This is a genomic window from Bacillus canaveralius, assembly GCF_002860125.1.
Lineage (GTDB): Bacteria > Bacillota > Bacilli > Bacillales > Cytobacillaceae > Bacillus_BJ > Bacillus_BJ canaveralius.
Genome location: NZ_PGVA01000053.1, coordinates 14,509 through 32,574 on the forward strand (window position 1 = coordinate 14,509; position 18,066 = coordinate 32,574).

General features: G+C 42.4%; 20 protein-coding genes and 2 riboswitches. All 20 genes read left to right on the forward strand.

Features of this window, described 5'->3' with window-relative positions; translation table 11 throughout:
• Positions 1–136 precede the first annotated feature (136 nt).
• A riboswitch (cobalamin riboswitch) is annotated at positions 137–334 on the forward strand.
• A gap of 234 nt (positions 335–568) precedes the next feature.
• Positions 569–755, forward strand: a riboswitch (cobalamin riboswitch).
• Between the two features lie 131 nt (positions 756–886).
• The 20 genes from CU635_RS18270 to CU635_RS18360 all read left to right on the forward strand — a co-directional run bounded on the left by CU635_RS18270 (position 887) and on the right by CU635_RS18360 (position 17,961).
• Entirely contained in the window at positions 887–1,270 is a 384-nt protein-coding gene (locus tag CU635_RS18270; protein ID WP_101578818.1) for a (2Fe-2S) ferredoxin domain-containing protein, read from the forward strand.
• A gap of 1 nt (position 1,271) precedes the next feature.
• Positions 1,272–1,985, forward strand: coding sequence for a HoxN/HupN/NixA family nickel/cobalt transporter (locus tag CU635_RS18275; RefSeq protein WP_101578819.1), 714 nt, complete (start codon positions 1,272–1,274; stop codon positions 1,983–1,985).
• 1 nt (position 1,986) lies between these two features.
• Complete coding sequence (gene cobJ, locus CU635_RS18280; protein WP_101578820.1) at positions 1,987–3,606, forward strand: precorrin-3B C(17)-methyltransferase; 1,620 nt, start codon at positions 1,987–1,989, stop codon at positions 3,604–3,606.
• A gap of 79 nt (positions 3,607–3,685) precedes the next feature.
• Positions 3,686–4,624: a sirohydrochlorin chelatase gene (locus tag CU635_RS18285; protein WP_101578821.1), complete on the forward strand. Its 939-nt coding sequence runs from the start codon at positions 3,686–3,688 to the stop codon at positions 4,622–4,624.
• Positions 4,621–5,421, forward strand: coding sequence for a precorrin-6A reductase (gene cobK / locus CU635_RS18290; protein ID WP_101578822.1), 801 nt, complete (start codon positions 4,621–4,623; stop codon positions 5,419–5,421). Before CU635_RS18285 ends, cobK begins: the two co-directional genes overlap by 4 nt.
• A gap of 16 nt (positions 5,422–5,437) precedes the next feature.
• The gene (locus tag CU635_RS18295; protein WP_101578823.1) at positions 5,438–6,085 is read left to right on the forward strand and encodes a precorrin-8X methylmutase; all 648 of its coding nucleotides are present in this window, start codon (positions 5,438–5,440) and stop codon (positions 6,083–6,085) included.
• A gap of 3 nt (positions 6,086–6,088) precedes the next feature.
• Positions 6,089–7,195: a cobalt-precorrin-5B (C(1))-methyltransferase gene (locus tag CU635_RS18300; RefSeq protein ID WP_101578824.1), complete on the forward strand. Its 1,107-nt coding sequence runs from the start codon at positions 6,089–6,091 to the stop codon at positions 7,193–7,195.
• Complete coding sequence (cbiE, locus tag CU635_RS18305) at positions 7,182–8,387, forward strand: precorrin-6y C5,15-methyltransferase (decarboxylating) subunit CbiE (RefSeq protein WP_101578825.1); 1,206 nt, start codon at positions 7,182–7,184, stop codon at positions 8,385–8,387. Before CU635_RS18300 ends, cbiE begins: the two co-directional genes overlap by 14 nt.
• A 1-nt stretch (position 8,388) precedes the next feature.
• On the forward strand, positions 8,389–9,090 hold the full coding sequence (cobI, locus tag CU635_RS18310) for a precorrin-2 C(20)-methyltransferase (RefSeq protein ID WP_101578826.1): 702 nt from the start codon (positions 8,389–8,391) through the stop codon (positions 9,088–9,090).
• The gene (gene cobM / locus CU635_RS18315; protein ID WP_101578827.1) at positions 9,087–9,860 is read left to right on the forward strand and encodes a precorrin-4 C(11)-methyltransferase; all 774 of its coding nucleotides are present in this window, start codon (positions 9,087–9,089) and stop codon (positions 9,858–9,860) included. Before cobI ends, cobM begins: the two co-directional genes overlap by 4 nt.
• Positions 9,860–10,981, forward strand: a complete 1,122-nt coding sequence (locus tag CU635_RS18320; RefSeq protein ID WP_101578836.1) for a cobalt-precorrin 5A hydrolase — start codon at positions 9,860–9,862, stop codon at positions 10,979–10,981. Before cobM ends, CU635_RS18320 begins: the two co-directional genes overlap by 1 nt.
• A gap of 33 nt (positions 10,982–11,014) precedes the next feature.
• Positions 11,015–12,385 carry a cobyrinic acid a,c-diamide synthase CobB gene (locus tag CU635_RS18325; protein ID WP_101578828.1) on the forward strand — a complete coding sequence of 457 codons (1,371 nt, stop codon included), beginning with the start codon at positions 11,015–11,017 and terminating at the stop codon, positions 12,383–12,385.
• Positions 12,378–13,895, forward strand: a complete 1,518-nt coding sequence (locus CU635_RS18330; RefSeq protein WP_101578829.1) for a cobyric acid synthase — start codon at positions 12,378–12,380, stop codon at positions 13,893–13,895. The genes CU635_RS18325 and CU635_RS18330 overlap by 8 nt, the downstream gene beginning before the upstream one ends.
• On the forward strand, positions 13,892–14,932 hold the full coding sequence (gene cobT / locus CU635_RS18335) for a nicotinate-nucleotide--dimethylbenzimidazole phosphoribosyltransferase (RefSeq protein ID WP_101578830.1): 1,041 nt from the start codon (positions 13,892–13,894) through the stop codon (positions 14,930–14,932). The genes CU635_RS18330 and cobT overlap by 4 nt, the downstream gene beginning before the upstream one ends.
• A gap of 17 nt (positions 14,933–14,949) precedes the next feature.
• Positions 14,950–15,726, forward strand: a complete 777-nt coding sequence (gene cobA / locus CU635_RS18340) for a uroporphyrinogen-III C-methyltransferase (protein WP_101578831.1) — start codon at positions 14,950–14,952, stop codon at positions 15,724–15,726.
• Between the two features lie 4 nt (positions 15,727–15,730).
• The gene (gene cobO, locus CU635_RS18345; protein ID WP_101578832.1) at positions 15,731–16,288 is read left to right on the forward strand and encodes a cob(I)yrinic acid a,c-diamide adenosyltransferase; all 558 of its coding nucleotides are present in this window, start codon (positions 15,731–15,733) and stop codon (positions 16,286–16,288) included.
• Entirely contained in the window at positions 16,288–16,488 is a 201-nt protein-coding gene (locus tag CU635_RS23490; RefSeq protein ID WP_180956635.1) for a hypothetical protein, read from the forward strand. Before cobO ends, CU635_RS23490 begins: the two co-directional genes overlap by 1 nt.
• Positions 16,489–16,554: 66 nt before the next feature.
• A complete protein-coding gene (locus tag CU635_RS23495) occupies positions 16,555–16,725 on the forward strand; it encodes an adenosylcobinamide amidohydrolase (protein WP_180956634.1) in 171 nt (56 codons plus the stop codon).
• 8 nt (positions 16,726–16,733) lie between these two features.
• Complete coding sequence (locus CU635_RS18355; protein WP_101578833.1) at positions 16,734–17,093, forward strand: cobalamin biosynthesis protein; 360 nt, start codon at positions 16,734–16,736, stop codon at positions 17,091–17,093.
• 16 nt (positions 17,094–17,109) lie between these two features.
• The gene (locus tag CU635_RS18360; RefSeq protein ID WP_101578834.1) at positions 17,110–17,961 is read left to right on the forward strand and encodes a GHMP family kinase ATP-binding protein; all 852 of its coding nucleotides are present in this window, start codon (positions 17,110–17,112) and stop codon (positions 17,959–17,961) included.
• Positions 17,962–18,066: the final 105 nt, after the last annotated feature.

The window sequence follows — 18,066 nt, forward strand, 5'->3', positions numbered from 1 at the left end:
TGAGGTGACCGACCCGTATGGAAAACATTAAAATAAATCCCCTAATAGCTTGAAAAATTCTTGCTATATTATTTTTGTTGAGCTACTATAAAAGGGATCTCATCATACCAATAAAAACTTAATAATATTTTTATTTTGTTAAACAAATAGTTAAGATGCCGTAAGGCTTAAAAGGGAATCTGGTGAAGTCCAGAACTGCCCCCGCAACTGTAAGTGTGGACGAAATAGGCAATCCACTGTATGGGTATATTTTTATTAAATGTGCTAAATACGGGAAGGGTCTAAAGTAGGAGGATACACAAGTCAGGAGACCTGTCTTAATGATAAAAGTTTCGATTTTCTTCGGGGATTGAGAAGATGAAACGTTGGCGAAAAAAGGTCGATTATGCTTTGCCTTTTTGTGCTTGCGTTTTATCCGTTCAACTCCAGTTGAACGGATTTTTTATTTTTAATAAAACTCCGGAGTTCGAACGCTTATAAAAATATGCAGGCAAGAAATGTGTTGAAAGGTTCTAATTGATTTTTAAAGGACATAGCATTTTTAAGAGAATCAAGCTTGTCTAAAAATTAAATATAGTTAGGGAAAAGGTGCGCATTAAAGATTGCGCTTAAATGGGAAGAACGGTGAAAATCCGTCACGGTACCCGCCACTGTATTGGGGAGTTTCATTGCAAATGTCACTGAATCTATTTTCGGGAAGACGCAATGTAACGATGAACCAGAGTCAGGAGACCTGCCTTACCCTAGTGACTTCATTAAACCTACGGGACTATAGGTGGAAGTGCTGAATAAATGCATCATTAATTGTTTTATTGTTGTATTTGCTCTGCACCCCTATTTTTATAGGGGTGCTTTTTTTGCATAAAGAAGATAGGGAGAGTGTTTTATGACTACTTGGAATTTAAAAGGTACGAAGCATCACGTTTTCATTTGTAACGGAAGCAGCTGCATGAGAAAGGGAGGAGAAGAGGCAACACAGGCGATTCGTAATGAAATTGCAAATTTAGATTTAGACACCTTGTTCCATAGAACAAGAACTCGCTGTAATGGCAGATGTAAGGATGCTCCTGTTGCCATTGTTTATCCAGACGGAACTTGGTACAAGGAAGTTACTCCAGAAGTAGGGAGCAAAATTGTTAAGCAACATTTACCGGGGGGATGCCTCCTAGAAGATCACATCATTTATCAATATGATCAGGAAGGCTTCGTACCGTCTGAGAGAACAGAGTGTATTGAAGGAATATCGAAACCGGTTAAAGGGAGAGTTTAATATGGAGTTAATAACGTTTGCATTGCTTGCAATATTAATAGGGATGAGACACGGAATGGATGGAGACCATGTGGCGGCCATTGCCGATATGGTAGGTAGTGAAGAACAAAAAACAAAACAAGTTTCTCTTGGAATTATGTACGCTTTAGGACATGGCATGATTGTCTTGATCGTTGGTTTTATAACCATCTTTATAGGCGCAGAATTACCCGCTACAACGCGAGGTTTAATGGAAGTACTTGTAAGTCTCACGTTAATTATTCTAGGCGGGTTCATCCTATATTCGCTCCTTCGTCAAAGGAATGAGTATGAGTACAAAAGCCGTTTAACGATTGTCTATGAGTCTATTGCAAAATTAATGTCGAAACTGAAACTAGGAATTCAAAAGAAAAGTTTATCTACCCTTCAACTGGGAATCGCTAGTGCTTTTGTGATTGGAATTATTCATGGAATCGGGGTTGAAAGTCCAACGCAAATTGCCCTTCTTACAAATGCAGCAGGCTTGAATAATATGACTACAGCGACGATTCAGTTAATTTTATTTGTTCTTGGATTATTAATTTCAACAGTATGTATCACGTTCTTTCTTTCATGGGGATTTTTAAAAGCAAGACTTAAAAGACAACTGTACTTTGTACTAGGGTCGATAACAGGAATGTATAGCTTAGGACTAGGTATCTCAATGTTAGTTGGATTTTGGAAAGGTGGCGCATGATATGAAGGGGAAACTGCTTGTAATCGGCTTTGGACCGGGGAGCAATGAACATATTACCGAACGGGCAAGAGAAGCTATACAAGAAAGTGACATCATCATTGGATATAAAACATATGTCGAATTAGTTGAAGAATTAGTAACAGGTCAGGAAATCATTAGTACAGGAATGACGGAAGAAGTAAGCCGGGCCCAAGAAGCAGTAAGACAGGCGGAATTGGGCAAGAAGGTGGCTGTCATTTCTAGCGGTGATGCTGGGGTTTACGGAATGGCAGGTCTTGTTTATGAGGTATTGATTGAAAAAGGCTGGAAGAAAGCAACAGGGGTGGAAGTGGAAGTCATCCCCGGGATTTCCGCCATTAATTCCTGTGCTTCTCTATTAGGAGCCCCTGTTATGCATGATGCCTGTACGATTAGTTTAAGTGATCATTTAACACCATGGGATTTAATCGAGAAAAGAATTGAAGCAGCCGCTCAGGCTGACTTTGTGATTGCTCTTTATAATCCAAAAAGTGGGAGAAGAACGAGACAAATTTTAGAAGCGCAACGAATTCTATTAAAATATCGTTCTCCAGACACACCGGTGGGGCTGGTAAAAAGTGCGTACCGTGAACGCCAAAGTGTCGTGATGACAAATTTAAAAGAGATGCTCAATCATGAAATCGGGATGTTAACGACTGTTATGATCGGAAACGCTTCTACATTTTTCTACGATGATCTAATGATTACGCCGCGTGGATATCAACGAAAGTATACATTAAATCAAACGGAACAGCCGTTAAAACCACATCAACGATTACAAAAGAATGCTGAACCATGGGCACTCGAACAGTTCGATACATCCATATCTATCAAGAGCGAAGAAGTTGCCGCAAATGTGAAAGCTTCGACGAGAGAAATAGCGGAGGAAGCCTTGCTAGCTATTTTTGGTGAAAGTGAAGGAGTAGAGAATTCGTTCATTAAGCAGCCCATTCAATCGATTTTTGAGCTTGCGGTCAGCCCAGGTGTTGCAAATAAAAAGTTTACACCTAAACAAATGATGACGCTTGTCGAGGTAGTAGGAGAAGAAGGGGTTATGGAATACACACAAGATCATCATTTTAAGCTTCAGATTCCAACTTCTGATCCTGATAGAGTGATAGAAAAGCTTAAGGCCGAACAATTTTTACTTTCTCCAGTAGGGGACGTCTTAACTTTAAAGGCATGCGATTTTTGTGAGGGGGAGAAAAAGGATTCTATTCCTTTTGCGGAAGAGATACAAGAAAAGCTTGGGGGAATCGAGCTTCCTAAAGAATTGAAAATCGGCTTTAACGGCTGTGGAATGGCATGCTACGGGGCTGTCAAAGAAGATATTGGCATTGTGTACCGTAAAGGAGCGTTTGATTTATTTTTGGGTGCAAAGACAGCTGGAAGAAATGCTCATTCCGGTCAGATCGTTGCTGAAGGAATTGCACCTGATCAAATTGTAAGTGTCGTTGAGAAAATCGTACAGGAATTTAAAGAAAAAGGCTATCCTAATGAGCGCTTCTATAAATTTTTTAAACGTGTAAAGCGAGTGCAAGGGTTTGAGTATCAGGATATTACACCGAGCATCAAAATTGAAGCAGCTGTGTGCGGGGATTAAGGCTTGTAAGGGGAAAAGGGAGAAAATGAGCGCTACTTTGTAACTTATTCGTTACTTAAAACAAAGGGGAGGAATTATTTTGAAAGCAATTCTGTTTGTTGGGCACGGAAGTAGAGATCCTGAAGGGAATGATCAGGTACGTCAATTCATCGATAATATGAGCGGCAGCTGGGACGATTCATTAATGGTTGAGACCTGTTTTTTAGAATTTGAACGACCAACAGTCAATCAAGGAATCGATATATGTGTTGAAAAAGGGGCTAGTCAAATTTTCGTGATTCCAATCATGCTTCTTCAAGCTGGACATTCTAAAATTCATATTCCTGCAGCCATTGATGAGGCGAAGAAAAAATATCCGCATGTACAGTTTACATATGGTAGACCGATTGGTGTTCATGAGGAAGCATTAGAAATCTTAAAAACGAGATTAACCGAAATCGGGGAGAACTTGGATCATCCAGAGCCAGATACGGCTATCCTGCTGTTAGGACGTGGCGGGAGCGATCCGGACGCAAATAGTGATTTATATAAGATTGCAAGATTACTTTGGGAGAAAACAAACTATAAGATTGTCGAACCTGCGTTTATGGGTGTAACCAATCCCCTTGTAGATGAAGGAATAGAGCGGTGTTTAAAGCTCGGAGCAAAAAAAGTGATTATTTTGCCCTACTTTTTGTTCACTGGAATCTTGATTAAACGTTTAGAGGAAATGATGGTTCCATTTTCTAATCAATATCCTCATATTGAATTTAAATTGGCCGGCTATTTTGGCTACCATCCTAGATTGGAAACCATTTTGAAAGACCGTGTTGAAGAAGCACTTCAAGATGATGTCAAAATGAACTGTGACACCTGCCTATACCGCCTTAATGCAATGGAACATGTACATCATCACCACCATCATGATCACGATCACGAGCACCACCATCACGATCATGAGCCTCATCATCATGAAGATGAACATGAACATCATCACGCTCATGTACATGGAGGGCAGAGGGCGGGGGAATTGAAATGATTCTCTTTCTAGCCGGAACAAGCGATGCTCGTGCACTGGCTTTAAAAATCAAGGTTGCAGGCTACAGTCTCCTATCTACAGTGGTAACCGAAAATGCAGCGGAGGAACTGAGGCAGGTAGGAATAAATGTACAAGTTGGTCGATTAACAGACGCAGATATGGTGAGTTTAATTCAAACAACAGGAATTGAAGCGATAGTAGATGCAAGTCATCCCTTTGCAGAAGAAGCATCTAAAAATGCAATAAGTGCTGCAAATCAGGCGAAGGTTCCCTATATCCGCTATGAGCGCGAGTCCCAAACCTTTCAATACGAAAAGATAAAAGTAGTAGATAGCTACGAGGAAGCCGCGGAATTAGCCGCAACGAAAAAAGGTGTTGTGATGCTGACAACAGGCAGCAAAACACTGCAGGTTTTTACGGAAAAATTAGTAGGGAACCCAGATATTCGGCTGATCGCTCGTATGCTTCCTCGTGGTGATAATATGGAAAAATGCCAACAGCTTGGGTTCCCGCAAAAAAATATTGTTGCCATGCAAGGACCATTTACAAGGGAGTTCGATCAAGCCCTTTATAAACAGTACGGTGTCACAGTGATGATCACAAAGGAAAGCGGGAAAGTCGGTTCTGTTGATGAAAAAGTGGAGGCCGCAAAGGACCTCGGGATTGAAATCATTATGATTGGCCGTCCTAACATTAACTATGGAACGGTTTATTCCGATTTTTCCGATGTGATGGAAGTATTGCGTGAGTCTGTGACATTTAAAGCAAACGATTTCGAACAAGAACCAACATTTTAAGTAAGGAGTGAGGGGAATGGATTTCCGTACAGATTTTAAACCATTAACGGTTCAGCCAGAACAAATCGAACAAATAAGCTTTGAAATGATTAATGAGGAATTTGGTGAGCATTCATTTACTGCCGAGCAATATCCAATTGTTCAGCGTATCGTTCACGCATCTGCTGATTTTGAATTAGGAAAAAGCGTACTCTTCCATCCTGATGCGGTTCAAGCAGGCATTCGTGCGATTCGAAGTGGAAAAAAAGTGGTAGCCGATGTTCAAATGGTTCAGGTTGGCGCAAATAAACCACGAATTGAAAAGCATGGGGGAGAAATCAAAGTATACATCTCTGATCCGGACGTGATGCAGGAAGCAAAACGGTTAAATACAACCCGAGCCATCATTTCGATGAGAAAAGCAATAAAAGAAGCGGACGGGGGTATTTTTGCGATTGGGAATGCGCCAACAGCGTTACTTGAGCTTATCCGCCTTATAAAAGAAGGGGAAGCAAAACCTAGTCTTGTAATCGGACTGCCGGTTGGATTCGTTTCAGCACCTGAATCAAAGGAAGAATTAGCTAAGCTGGATATTCCATTCATTACAAATATCGGCAGGAAAGGCGGCAGTACCATTACAGTGGCAGCGTTAAATGCAATTTCCATTCTTGCAGATCAGGTGTAAACCATGAAGGAAGTTCCAACCGGAAAGAAACTTCGTGAAGGATATACGACTGGGTCTTGCGCCACTGCAGCGACAAAGGCAGCTCTGACCGCATTGATTACAGGAGTGGCACAAACGGATGCAACGATTTATTTACCGATTAAGCGGTTTGCAACCTTCCATATTGAAAGCTGTGAAGTTACCGATCAGATGGCAACGGCAAGTGTCATTAAGGACGCTGGAGACGACCCGGACGCAACACACGGGGCATTGATTATTGCAGCTGTTTCTTGGATTAATGAACCCGGGATTATCTTGGACGGTGGAGTCGGCGTCGGCCGTGTGACCAAGGAGGGATTGCCGGTTCCAGTCGGTGAGGCGGCAATCAATCCGGTTCCTCGCAAAATGATTGGTGAGACTGCCGAGGCGGTTTTAAAGGAGTATGGAATCGATAAGAGAATCAAAATTATCATTTCTGTACCAGACGGCGAAGAAATGGCGAAAAAAACGTTAAATGGTCGATTAGGCATTATTGGCGGAATTTCAATTTTAGGAACGCGCGGCATTGTCGTACCTTTTTCCACTGCTGCCTATAAGGCCAGTATTGTCCAGGCGATTAGTGTCGCCCGGGCAAGCCATTGTGAGCATATTGTCATTACAACAGGGGGCCGTAGTGAGAAATACGCGATGAAGCAATTCCCGGAATTGCCAGAGGAAGCATTTGTTGAGATGGGAGACTTTGTTGGCTTTACCTTAAAGCAGTGCAAGCGTCAAGGGATTAAAAAAGTTTCGATGGTCGGTATGATGGGGAAATTTTCAAAAGTTGCCCAGGGCATTATGATGGTTCACTCGAAGAGCGCCCCGATTGATTTTAATTTTTTGGCGACTGTTGCCAGCGAATCAGGAGCGGATGACTCTCTAGTAGAGGAAATTAAAAATGCCAATACCGCTTCACAGGTCGGTGACATGATGGTAGCGCACGGCTACCTTCCATTTTTCGAACAGCTATGTGATTATTGCTGTCACTTTGCTCTCCAGGAAGTTGGCGGCGGTCTCGTGGTGGATACCTCTTTATATACATTGAAGGGGGAATTTTTAGGAAAGGCGGTGCGGCAAGATGGCATCGATTAAAATGATTGGAATCGGTGATGAAGGCAAACAAAGCCTGCTTCCGATATATGAAAAATGGATTTATGAATGTGAAATATTAATAGGCGGCAAGCGTCATCTATCCTTTTTTCCGGATCATCGAGGAGAGCAAGTTTCCATTAAAGGCGGGCTGTCTTCACTTGTTGAACGCTTGCAGAATGAAACGAAGGACGTCGTGATTCTAGCATCAGGTGATCCGTTGTTTTATGGAATAGGAAGCTACTTATCTAACAAAATACAAATGGAGATTTATCCGTATTTAAGCTCCGTCCAGCTCGCATTTGCCAAAATGGGAGAACGCTGGCAAGACGCCTACTTTACAAGTGTGCATGGAAGAAGCATGAAAGGGCTGGCACAGCGCATCGATGGGAAAGAGAAAATCGCGATTTTAACTGATCGTGAAAATTCGCCGAATAAAATTGCCCAATACCTGCTCTCCTTCGGAATGACCGAATACCAGGCATTTGTTGGAGAGAACCTGGGCGGGGAAAACGAAAGATGTGGCTGGTTTAACCTAGAGGATATGAAGGATCTTTCATTTTCAGCTTTGAATGTTGTGATTTTAAAGAAAATCGGTGAAAATCCGTCATGGTCGATTGGGATTGACGATGAGGAGTTTATTCAGCGAAAGCCGGATAAAGGATTGATTACGAAAAAGGAAATTCGATCATTAAGCATCAGTGCACTCCGTTTAAAGGAAAACAGCGTGGTATGGGATATCGGGACTTGTACAGGTTCAGTAGCGATCGAAGCAGCTAAAATTGCCCGTGAAGGCCAAGTCTTTGCGATCGAAAAAAATGAAGGTGACTTGGAAAACTGCAAACAAAATATGGCGAAGTTCCGTGTGGATGCGACCGTGATTCATGGGAAAGCACCGGAAGGGTTAGATATGTTTCCAGATCCCGATGCAGTGTTTATTGGCGGCACAGCAGGCGGAATGGGAGATATTTTGGATATTTGCTGCAGCCGGTTAAAGAACAAGGGATGGATTGTGTTAAATGCAGTCACCATTGAAAATTTAGCTGAGGCAAGTGCGGCATTGAAAGAACGCAAATTTAAAACACAAATTACGCTTGCGCAAATTTCAAGAAGCAAGCCGATCTTAAATCTGACAAGATTTGATGCCTTAAATCCCATTTACATCATTGCGGCAGAGCGCGAGGAAGGAGAATAATATGTTTGGTACATTATACGGTTTAGGAGTCGGTCCTGGTGATCCGGAACTGATCACAGTGAAGGCGTTTCGAAAATTAAAGGAATCACCGGTTATTGCTTATCCGAAAAAGCAAAAGGGTAGCAAAAGCTATGCGCAAAGAATTATAGATGTTTATTTCCAGCCGGACGAAAAAGAAATGCTGGATCTTGTGTTTCCAATGACAAAAGACGTAAAAACATTGGAAAGAAAGTGGAGCGAAACGGTTGAAAGCGTTTGGGAGAAGCTGCAGGAAGGCAAGGATGTTGCTTTTGTGACAGAAGGAGATCCTCTTCTTTACAGTACGTTCATACATATGATGCGTCTGATGCAAGAGCTCCATCCGGAAGTGCCGATTGAGGTCGTACCAGGCATTTCGTCTATCAATGGAGCTGCTTCAAGGCTTGGAATTCCTCTTGCAGACGGTGACGAGCATGTAGCTATTGTTCCGGCGCGGAATGACTATGAAGCAATGAAAAAAGTAATTGAAGATCATGATTGCGTTATTTTCATAAAAGTGGCTAAGGTCATCGATTTGATGCTTAGTGTTTTACGTGAATTGAATTTGCTTCATAAGGCTTCCGTCGTAACAAAGGTTACATCGGATGAGGAAATTATTTGGAAGGCCGAAGAGCTAGAAGGAGCTGAGCTTGAATATTTAACATTAATGGTGGTGAGAAAATGAAGCTTTATATCATTGGTGCAGGTCCAGGCGATCCGGATTTAATTACCGTAAAAGGCTTAATGCATCTTCAAGAAGCGGATGTTGTTCTTTATGCAGATTCCCTTGTCAATGAAGAATTAATCGCCAAAGCAAAGCCGTCCGCTGAAGTGTTGAAAACAGCGGGGATGCATTTAGAGGAGATGGTTAACGTCATGGCTGACCGGATTCGGCAAGGGAAGAAGGTTGTCCGTGTTCATACGGGTGACCCTGCCGTTTATGGTGCGATTATGGAGCAAATGGTTCTTTTGAAACAGCATGAAATCGGAGTGGAGATTGTTCCCGGTGTCAGCTCCGTGTTTGCGGCAGCGGCGGCGGCACAAGCAGAGCTGACGATTCCAGATTTAACACAAACCGTTATCTTAACGAGGGCCGAGGGCAGAACGCCGGTACCTGAATTTGAAAAACTGCGTGATTTAGCTAACCATCATTGCACGATTGCCCTCTTTCTCAGTGCGACCTTAACGAAAAAGGTGATAAAGGAATTAATCGATGCGGGCTGGAGTAAAGAAACTCCGGTTGCCGTCGTTTATAAAGCATCATGGCCAGATCAAAAAATTGTCCGCTCGACGCTGGAACATTTAGACGAAGACATGCGAACAAATGGTATCCGGAAACAAGCGATGATTTTAGCTGGTTGGGCGCTTGATCAAAACATTCACGATAAGAATTACCGCTCGAAGCTTTATGATAAAACCTTTACCCATGGATTCCGCCGGGGGATGAAGGAATGATGATCGAGCTTAAGGAAGAACAAAAGGCTGTCATAAAACAGCAGGGTGATTATGCCGTCGTTGCCATCACAAAGCACGGAGTCGACATCGCGAGAACGCTGGGGAGTTCTTTTCAAAATGCGGATGTGTACTATATGAGTAAGTTTGAAAAAGGAGACGAGGAAGCAAGGGACATTCAATTGTTCACCGGGAGTGTACGCATGCTTTTGCCGCCTCTATTTGAATCATACAAGGGACTGATCATCATCATTTCTCTTGGAGCCGTTGTGCGAATGATTGCCCCTCTTTTAAAGGATAAAAAGGTCGATCCGGCCGTTGTCGTAATCGATGATAAAGGCGAGCATGTTATCAGTCTACTGTCAGGTCATATCGGCGGGGCAAATGAATTAACAAAAGAAATTGCTGCCGTACTTCAGGCTCGGCCAATTATTACAACCGCTTCGGATGTGCAACAAACCATTCCTGTTGATTTGTTTGGAAAGCGGTTCGGCTGGGTATGGGAGTCGGCAGAAAAGCTGACCCCTGTCAGTGCATCGGTAGTGAATGAAGAAAAGGTTGCTGTTGTTCAAGAGTCAGGTGAGAAGGAATGGTGGCCATATGATCGCCCGCTTCCGGAAAATTTCAAGGTGTTTCCATCTGTTGCCGAAGCACTAGATCAAGAGCATTCTGCTGCGCTTGTTATCACACACAGAGAGTTAACTGAACAGGAAAAACGGATTTTACATAATGGGGTTTTATATCGTCCAAAGGTCATTGTGCTTGGAATGGGCTGCAACCGGGGCACATCTGCCGAGGAAATTGAAGAGGTAATAAACGAAACTTTAGAGGAATTACAATTATCAAGCAAAAGTGTAAAGGCACTTTGCACGATTGATATAAAAAAGGCTGAAGAGGGATTAATTAAGGTTGCAAATAAAAACGGCTGGGAGTTTATCTACTATACACCGACTGTGCTGAACTCGGTAAAAGTAGAAGACCCTTCGGAGACTGTTTTTAAATATACAGGTGCATACGCTGTTAGTGAGCCAGCGGCGCTCTTATACAGCGGCGCGGAAAAATTGGAACTCGTGAAGAAAAAATCAGGGAATGTCACGATTTCAGTTGCCATCATTCCCTATTAAATCAGCACAGGATACTGAAAGGGGGCGAAAAAGATGACAGGTCGCAGACTTGTTATTGCAGGTACAGGAAGCGGTGTAGGAAAAACCACACTGACAATTGGACTGATGTCAGCTTTACGAAAAAAGGGGTACACGGTTCAAGGTTTTAAATGCGGACCGGACTATATTGACCCGACGTATCATACGGCGGTTACAGGCCGAGTTTCCAGAAATGTAGACAGCTGGATGCTGAATCACGAGATGGTAAAAGAGATTGTCAATCGAGGCAGTGATGGTGCGGATATTTCGATCATTGAAGGAGTTATGGGGTTCTTTGACGGGAAAAACCCAACAAATAACGATGGTACAACAGCTGAAATTAGTATCATTACCAAAAGTCCGGTTGTTCTGGTTGTGAATTGTGCCAGTATGGCACGAAGCGCAGCGGCGATTGTTAAGGGATTTCAAGCCTTTCTAGATGGAACGAACATAGTCGGTGTAATCGCAAACCGCGTCGGGAGCGAAGGGCATTTTAAAATTGTGAAAACAGCCATTGAACAGGAGTGCGGGATCGCGGTTCTCGGGTATCTGAAAAGGGATTCCGACATTGCCATCCCGGAGCGTCATTTAGGCTTAATTCCGTCCGTAGAACGCGGTGAACTGGATCCGTTTTTCGACCAGCTTGGTCATCTAGTGCTTGAAACGGTGGATGTTGAGAAATTGTACGAGTTAGCGCAAGCACCGCTGCTGGAAATGAGAGAGTCCCAGTTTGGTAGAAGGGATAAACAAACGGTTCGGATTGCGGTGGCACGAGATGCAGCCTTTAATTTCTACTATCAAGAAAACTTTGAAATGCTAGAGGCGTTCGGAGCAGAGGTAGTAGAATTCTCCCCATTGCGCGGCGAAATTCTTCCGGACTATGTCGACGGTTTATATATCGGCGGAGGTTTTCCAGAGGAATTCGCTAAAGAGCTCGCACACCAAACTGAGGTAAAGAGCTCCATCCAAACAGCGATTGAAAATGGCCTGCCGACTTTGGCAGAATGTGGCGGCTTTATGTTTTTAACAGAAGCGCTTGAAACCACCGATGAAAAGAAGTATGAAATGGTAGGTGTTATCCCTGGGATGGTTAAAATGCAATCAAAGCTTGCAGCATTAGGATATCGTGAAGTAACAGGAGAGCAAGGAAATTTCTTATTTGATGGGAATCTCAAAGCAAAAGGTCATGAGTTTCATTATTCTACCTTCCACCCGAAAACGAACATTCAATATGCATACCAAACCAAAGGGATGCGCGGCACGAAACAAGAAGGATATATGAAAGGGAACCTGATTGCCGGCTATACCCATTTTCATTTTGGCTCATGCCCGGAAATGGTTGAAAATTGGATTAAGCAATGTAAGGAGCATAAAGTAAATGGCTAAAGCACTCCCAATCATGTTTCAAGGTACAAATTCGGATGTCGGGAAGAGTGTGATCGTTACGGCATTTTGCCGTATTTTCACACAGGACGGCCATAAAACCGTTCCATTCAAATCCCAGAATATGGCGTTGAATTCCTACATCACAATTGACGGGAAGGAAATAGGAAGAGCACAAGGGGTACAGGCGGAGGCAGCCAAAATTCAGGCAACGACACATATGAATCCGATCTTAATTAAGCCGAACCGTGATAATGAATCTCAAATCGTTGTCCATGGAAAACCATATAAAAACATGGAAGCTGGAACGTATAGACAGGAATTTTTTCAAACAGGGATCGAGCTTATTAAGGAGTCCCTGACAGAACTCTCTCAAACCTTTGAACGGATAGTGATTGAAGGGGCCGGTAGCCCAGCTGAGGTAAATTTGAATGATCGTGAATTAGTGAATATGCGTGTCGCACGGATGGCTAACGCACCGGTTATACTGATCGGTGATATTGAAAAAGGAGGTGTATTTGCCAGTTTAGTAGGTACCCTTCAGCTAATGGAGCCGGAAGATCGGGACCGGGTGATTGGTGTCATCATTAATAAATTTCGGGGTGATATTCGTCTATTAGAGTCCGGATTAACTTGGTTTGAAGAATATGCAGGAAAACCTGTTTTAGGTGTCATTCCTTATATGGATCAGTTAAATATCGATGCTGAGGATTCCGTTATTTTAAATCAATATACAGCCGCTCAAAATACAGAAAAAGAATTAGATATCGCGGTCATTCAATATCCGAAAATATCCAATTTTACCGATGTCGATCCATTTTTCGTGGAGCCTGATTGTGATGTCCGTTTTATTAAAAGAAAAGAGCAATTACAGGAACCAGATCTAGTTATTTTGCCTGGAAGTAAAAATACGATAGACGATTTTCTATTTTTAAAGGAAAGCGGCATTGCGGAAAAAATATTGGAATTACATCGCAAGAAAAAATCGGTCATAATCGGAATTTGCGGCGGGTATCAAATGCTGGGGGAAGACATTAAGGATCCGTACGCGATTGAGTCGCAGCATCAAGCAATCGATGGGCTAGGCTTGCTGCCAATCCGTACGACGATTACTAAAGAGAAGACAACCCTATTATCAGAGGGCCGTCTTGCTCTCTATGGAAAAAGCTATCGAGTGACAGGCTATGAAATACATATGGGTGAGACGGAGCCTACGAGCCAATGTGAAGCACTTATAGAGACAGCTTTTCGACCAGACGGCGGCAAAAGTAAAAATGAACAAGTAATCGGTACCTATTTTCATGGTATTTTTCATAATGATGCTTTTCGCGAGGACCTGTTGAATCAGCTTCGCCAAACAAAAAGATTAGCGCCGATACACAATCGCATTTCCTTTAATCAATTACGCGAAGAAGCGTTTGATCGTCTAGCGGACCATGTAAGAGGACATGTAAAACTTGATTTCATTGAGCAAAAAGTATCGGAATTTCAAAAAAGGGGGATAACTCCATGAGTCATTTATTAACGGAAATACCACCATTAGATAAAGAAATCGGCCAAAAAGTGCGGGCGTATATTGATACTCTAACAAAGCCGCTAGGGAGCTTGGGAAGATTAGAGGGAATGGCGATACAGCTGGCCGAAATGACTTCAGACGAGTTCCCTGTTGTAACACCGCCGGGGGTGATCGTGTTTGCTGCGGATCACGGTGTTGTAGAAGAAGGAGTATCCGCTTATCCTCAAGAGGTTACCGTACAAATGGTTATGAACTTTTTAAATAGAGGTGCAGCCATTAATGTGTTCAGCAAACAAATCGGTGCTGCGTTCGAAGTTGTCGATGTTGGGGTTGCTCAAGATATATGTGCTGATGGTGTTGTGAATCAAAAAGTTCGATATGGTACAGCAAATTTTTATAAACAAGATGCGATGACAAGAGAAGAAGCAGACAAAGCGATAGCAGTAGGATATGGACGAGCAGAGAAAATGATTCAACAAGGAAGTAAATGCTTGATTCTTGGCGAAATGGGAATTGGCAATACAACTGCAAGCAGTGCGGTTTTAGCTGTCTTAAGCGGACAATCGATCGATAAGCTGGTAGGGCGCGGAACAGGAATCGATTCTGGGGAAATTCCCCATAAGCAAGAGGTAATTGTTCGTGCAATAGAAGCGCGAAAGCCAGACCGAAACGACCCGATTGACGTATTAGCAAAGGTCGGTGGGCTAGAAATGGCTGCGATTACAGGGGCAATGTTAGCAGGAGCTAGTCATCGTATTCCGATTTTAGTAGATGGCTTTATTTGTACGGTGGCTGCCCTATTGGCAAAGGAAATTTGCAGCCATGCAAGTGAATACATGATTGTCGGACATCGTTCGGTCGAACCTGGACACGATATAGCCCTTCAGTTATTAGGGAAGCAGCCAATCCTTGATTTAGGCATGCGCTTAGGAGAAGGAAGCGGAGCGGCGGTTGCGTTTCCGATTTTACAGTCAGCCACGTTAATGCTAAAAGAAATGGCGACATTTACTTCAGCAGGCATTTCTAAAGAGTAAGGGTAAGGAGATAGAATATGACAAAAGGAAGAGTTTATCTTGTAGGTGCAGGACCGGGAGATCCAAAGCTCATCACCGTTTACGGGATGGAATGTATTCAAAAAGCGGATGTCATTTTATATGACCGCTTAGCGAACGAAGCACTGCTCCAGTACGCAAAGGGCGATGCAGAACTGATTTTTTGCGGGAAACTCCCAGGAAAACACCAATTGATTCAAGAGCAAATTCATGAGCTTTTAGTAGAAAAAGCATCGCATGGAAAGACAATAACCCGGTTAAAAGGGGGCGATCCTTGTGTATTCGGACGTGTTGGCGAAGAGGCGGAAGTATTGGCTGAACATGGCATACCTTATGAAATAGTACCTGGAATTACATCAGGAATTGCAGCGCCTGCCTACGCGGGAATTCCAGTTACGCATCGCGATTACGCGTCTTCCTTCGCCATCGTAACTGGTCACGGCCGTGCAGAAAAGGAAGAAGACCACTTGAATTGGTCAGCGCTGGCGCAAGGTATTGATACGATTGCTTTTTATATGGGCGTTGGGAATTTAAGCTACATCTGCAAAAAGCTGATTGAGCATGGAAAACGTTCAGATACGCCTGTCGCCATTATTCAATGGGGAACAACTGAACAACAGAAGACAGTAACCGGAACCCTAGAATCGATTGAAGAAAGAGCAGCAAATGAGCAAATCACGCATCCCGCTATTGTACTTGTCGGAGAAGTGGTGCAATTACGAGAAAAAATAAAATGGTTTGAAGAAAAAAACAATGCAGCTGTAATGGAGAGATAAGGATATGGAAGAACAAGCAGAAAACAAAAAGCAGAGCGGACTTGTGTTAGTTTATACGGGTGACGGAAAAGGGAAAACAACGGCTGCCCTCGGTCTTGCGATCCGTGCAGCAGGTCGGGGAAAACGAGTATTAGTGATTCAATTTATTAAATCTCCGCAAAGAACATATGGGGAAAAAATCACGTTTGATAAATTAGGCATCGAAATCTATCAAACGGGAGTCGGCTTTACCTGGACAAAGACTCCAGAGGAACATCGCGAGGCATTAAAAGCAGCTTGGACGTTTACGAAAGAAAAGGTACTTTCTGGTCAATATGACGTTGTCATTCTAGATGAACTTAACAATGCACTTGCGATTGAGAAGTTTCCAATCCATGATGTTCTTCCTTTGCAGGAGGTTATTCATTTGATAAAAAACCGCTCATCGCAAATGCATCTTGTCATTACAGGGCGTTCCGCAAAAGAAGAAATAATGGCTTGCGCTGATTTAGTTACGGAAATGAAAGCAGTGAAGCATTATTATAATGAAGGAATTCCGGCTGTGAAAGGAATCGAATTTTAATGGCGTGGATTGAAAAATATGGACATGGCGGAGATCTTCTAACAGCTAAGCTGCTTTTTGGACGCGAGTCGAAACAATTGTTGGATTTCAGTGCCAATATCAATCCGCTCGGTCCACCCCCTAGAGTGATGGAGAGGCTGCGGGATCAGCTTGATACGATTGTTCATTATCCAGATCCCAGACAGCGATTGTTAAAATAGAAGCTTGCTGAAAAGAATGCTGTTACACCCGAGCACATTCTAATTGGAAATGGGGCAGCAGAGTGCATGGCCCTAGTCCTTTTAGGCACGACTATGGATTCTATTGTTTTGGCATCCAGCCAAAATACTAGCTATCCTATTCATCTTTTTGCAGGCACAGCTACGACTATAGGGAATGCGATCGGATGCTTTGTCTATAAGGCAACTTGTGAAGCAGTTAGGAATCAATTAGGCTAATATACAGGATGCTGTCACATTCAATTTATATTCTTACGGCTTATTTGATTGATCGAATAATTGGTGATCCTCGCGCTCTTCCTCATCCGGTAGTGTGGATAGGGAAGTCTATTAGTTTACATCCGAGTCCAAATAGCGGCTATCCTGAGGCCGCAATTGCTGGTGCACTTAATATTCAACTTTGGGGCACAAATTTTTATTTCGGAGTTCCTTCTCATCGCGCCAAAATGGGGGAACCGGTTAGACAAATTGAACCAGATGATATTTTACATACCATTCTAGTGATGAAAACCTCAGCGACAATTTGTGTGTTTCTATTTTTTATTATTTCTTTATTGCTAGGACAATATAATATATTAATTCTGTAGAATAGGTGCTTATACAATGAGACTAGGGAAGGGAAATTGTAACGGTACATTTGGGGAACTTGTACAAGGTAAAATAGGTGAACGTCCTTTCTTAATAACGCTGCCAATACCAAGTTTAAGAAGTGAGGCTATCTTTATACCGGATCCAACAGGTTCTGAAATTACTGGATTACATTCAAATGTAAAAGCAAAAGAAGCTTGCCAAAAACTATGTCAGAAGTTTGGTTTGCAAGGAGGCGGCCACCTGCATATTCGTTCAAATATTCCAGTTGGCAAGGGAATGGCAAGCAGTTCAGCTGATATCATGGCTGCCATGAAAGCAATTGCACATAGTTATTCTCTGCCTTTGACAGAACCCATGCTTTCTTCGATTGCGATTGAAATCGAGCCTACAGATGGAGTCATGTATGATGATGTTGTTGCTTATGACTATATAAATGGAGAACTTATTGAAAGCTTTGGTTCCTTACCTCCTTTCCTACTAGTTGGTATTGATGTCGGAGGAGTGGTTGATACCCTTCAATTTAATCAATTAGCAAAACCATATCATTTCCATGACCAAAATAAATTTACAGAAGCGTATGAGCTTGTAAAGGAAGGGTTCAGGAAAAGGAACTTATCTTTTATTTGTAAGGCCGCCACAATTAGTGCGCATATAAATCAAAAACTATTACCAAAACCTTATTTTAATGAATTTGAACAATTAGCTAATGTATGCCGAGGCGGTCTTGTTATAGCCCATAGTGGAACGGTTTTTGGAATCTTATTAGATAAGAATGAACCTAATATTAAGGAAGTTTTTTCCTATATATCAAAGCAAATATCAATTTTAGTAAAAAAAAAATATCAAAACATTTTTATACGTTAGTAGAGAAAATAATGATTAAGAATATTAGTTTATTATTCTTTTATCACTAGCGTTGCACAAAAAATCTATGAAAAAGTCAAGGATGAAAAAATGGAATAAAAATCA

Excerpts from the sequence above, each read along its gene's own strand:
- CU635_RS18325 (WP_101578828.1), top strand. The coding sequence starts at position 11,015 with ATGACAGGTCGCAGACTTGTTATTGCAGGTACAGGAAGCGGTGTAGGA.
- CU635_RS23495 (WP_180956634.1), top strand. The coding sequence starts at position 16,555 with ATGGCCCTAGTCCTTTTAGGCACGACTATGGATTCTATTGTTTTGGCA.
- cobT (WP_101578830.1), top strand. The coding sequence starts at position 13,892 with ATGAGTCATTTATTAACGGAAATACCACCATTAGATAAAGAAATCGGC.
- cobI (WP_101578826.1), top strand. The coding sequence starts at position 8,389 with ATGTTTGGTACATTATACGGTTTAGGAGTCGGTCCTGGTGATCCGGAA.
- cbiE (WP_101578825.1), top strand. The coding sequence starts at position 7,182 with ATGGCATCGATTAAAATGATTGGAATCGGTGATGAAGGCAAACAAAGC.
- CU635_RS23490 (WP_180956635.1), top strand. The coding sequence starts at position 16,288 with ATGGCGTGGATTGAAAAATATGGACATGGCGGAGATCTTCTAACAGCT.
- CU635_RS18270 (WP_101578818.1), top strand. The coding sequence starts at position 887 with ATGACTACTTGGAATTTAAAAGGTACGAAGCATCACGTTTTCATTTGT.
- cobJ (WP_101578820.1), top strand. The coding sequence starts at position 1,987 with ATGAAGGGGAAACTGCTTGTAATCGGCTTTGGACCGGGGAGCAATGAA.
- CU635_RS18360 (WP_101578834.1), top strand. The coding sequence starts at position 17,110 with ATGAGACTAGGGAAGGGAAATTGTAACGGTACATTTGGGGAACTTGTA.
- CU635_RS18295 (WP_101578823.1), top strand. The coding sequence starts at position 5,438 with ATGGATTTCCGTACAGATTTTAAACCATTAACGGTTCAGCCAGAACAA.
- cobO (WP_101578832.1), top strand. The coding sequence starts at position 15,731 with ATGGAAGAACAAGCAGAAAACAAAAAGCAGAGCGGACTTGTGTTAGTT.
- cobA (WP_101578831.1), top strand. The coding sequence starts at position 14,950 with ATGACAAAAGGAAGAGTTTATCTTGTAGGTGCAGGACCGGGAGATCCA.
- CU635_RS18330 (WP_101578829.1), top strand. The coding sequence starts at position 12,378 with ATGGCTAAAGCACTCCCAATCATGTTTCAAGGTACAAATTCGGATGTC.
- cobK (WP_101578822.1), top strand. The coding sequence starts at position 4,621 with ATGATTCTCTTTCTAGCCGGAACAAGCGATGCTCGTGCACTGGCTTTA.
- CU635_RS18275 (WP_101578819.1), top strand. The coding sequence starts at position 1,272 with ATGGAGTTAATAACGTTTGCATTGCTTGCAATATTAATAGGGATGAGA.
- cobM (WP_101578827.1), top strand. The coding sequence starts at position 9,087 with ATGAAGCTTTATATCATTGGTGCAGGTCCAGGCGATCCGGATTTAATT.
- CU635_RS18320 (WP_101578836.1), top strand. The coding sequence starts at position 9,860 with ATGATCGAGCTTAAGGAAGAACAAAAGGCTGTCATAAAACAGCAGGGT.
- CU635_RS18355 (WP_101578833.1), top strand. The coding sequence starts at position 16,734 with ATGCTGTCACATTCAATTTATATTCTTACGGCTTATTTGATTGATCGA.
- CU635_RS18300 (WP_101578824.1), top strand. The coding sequence starts at position 6,089 with ATGAAGGAAGTTCCAACCGGAAAGAAACTTCGTGAAGGATATACGACT.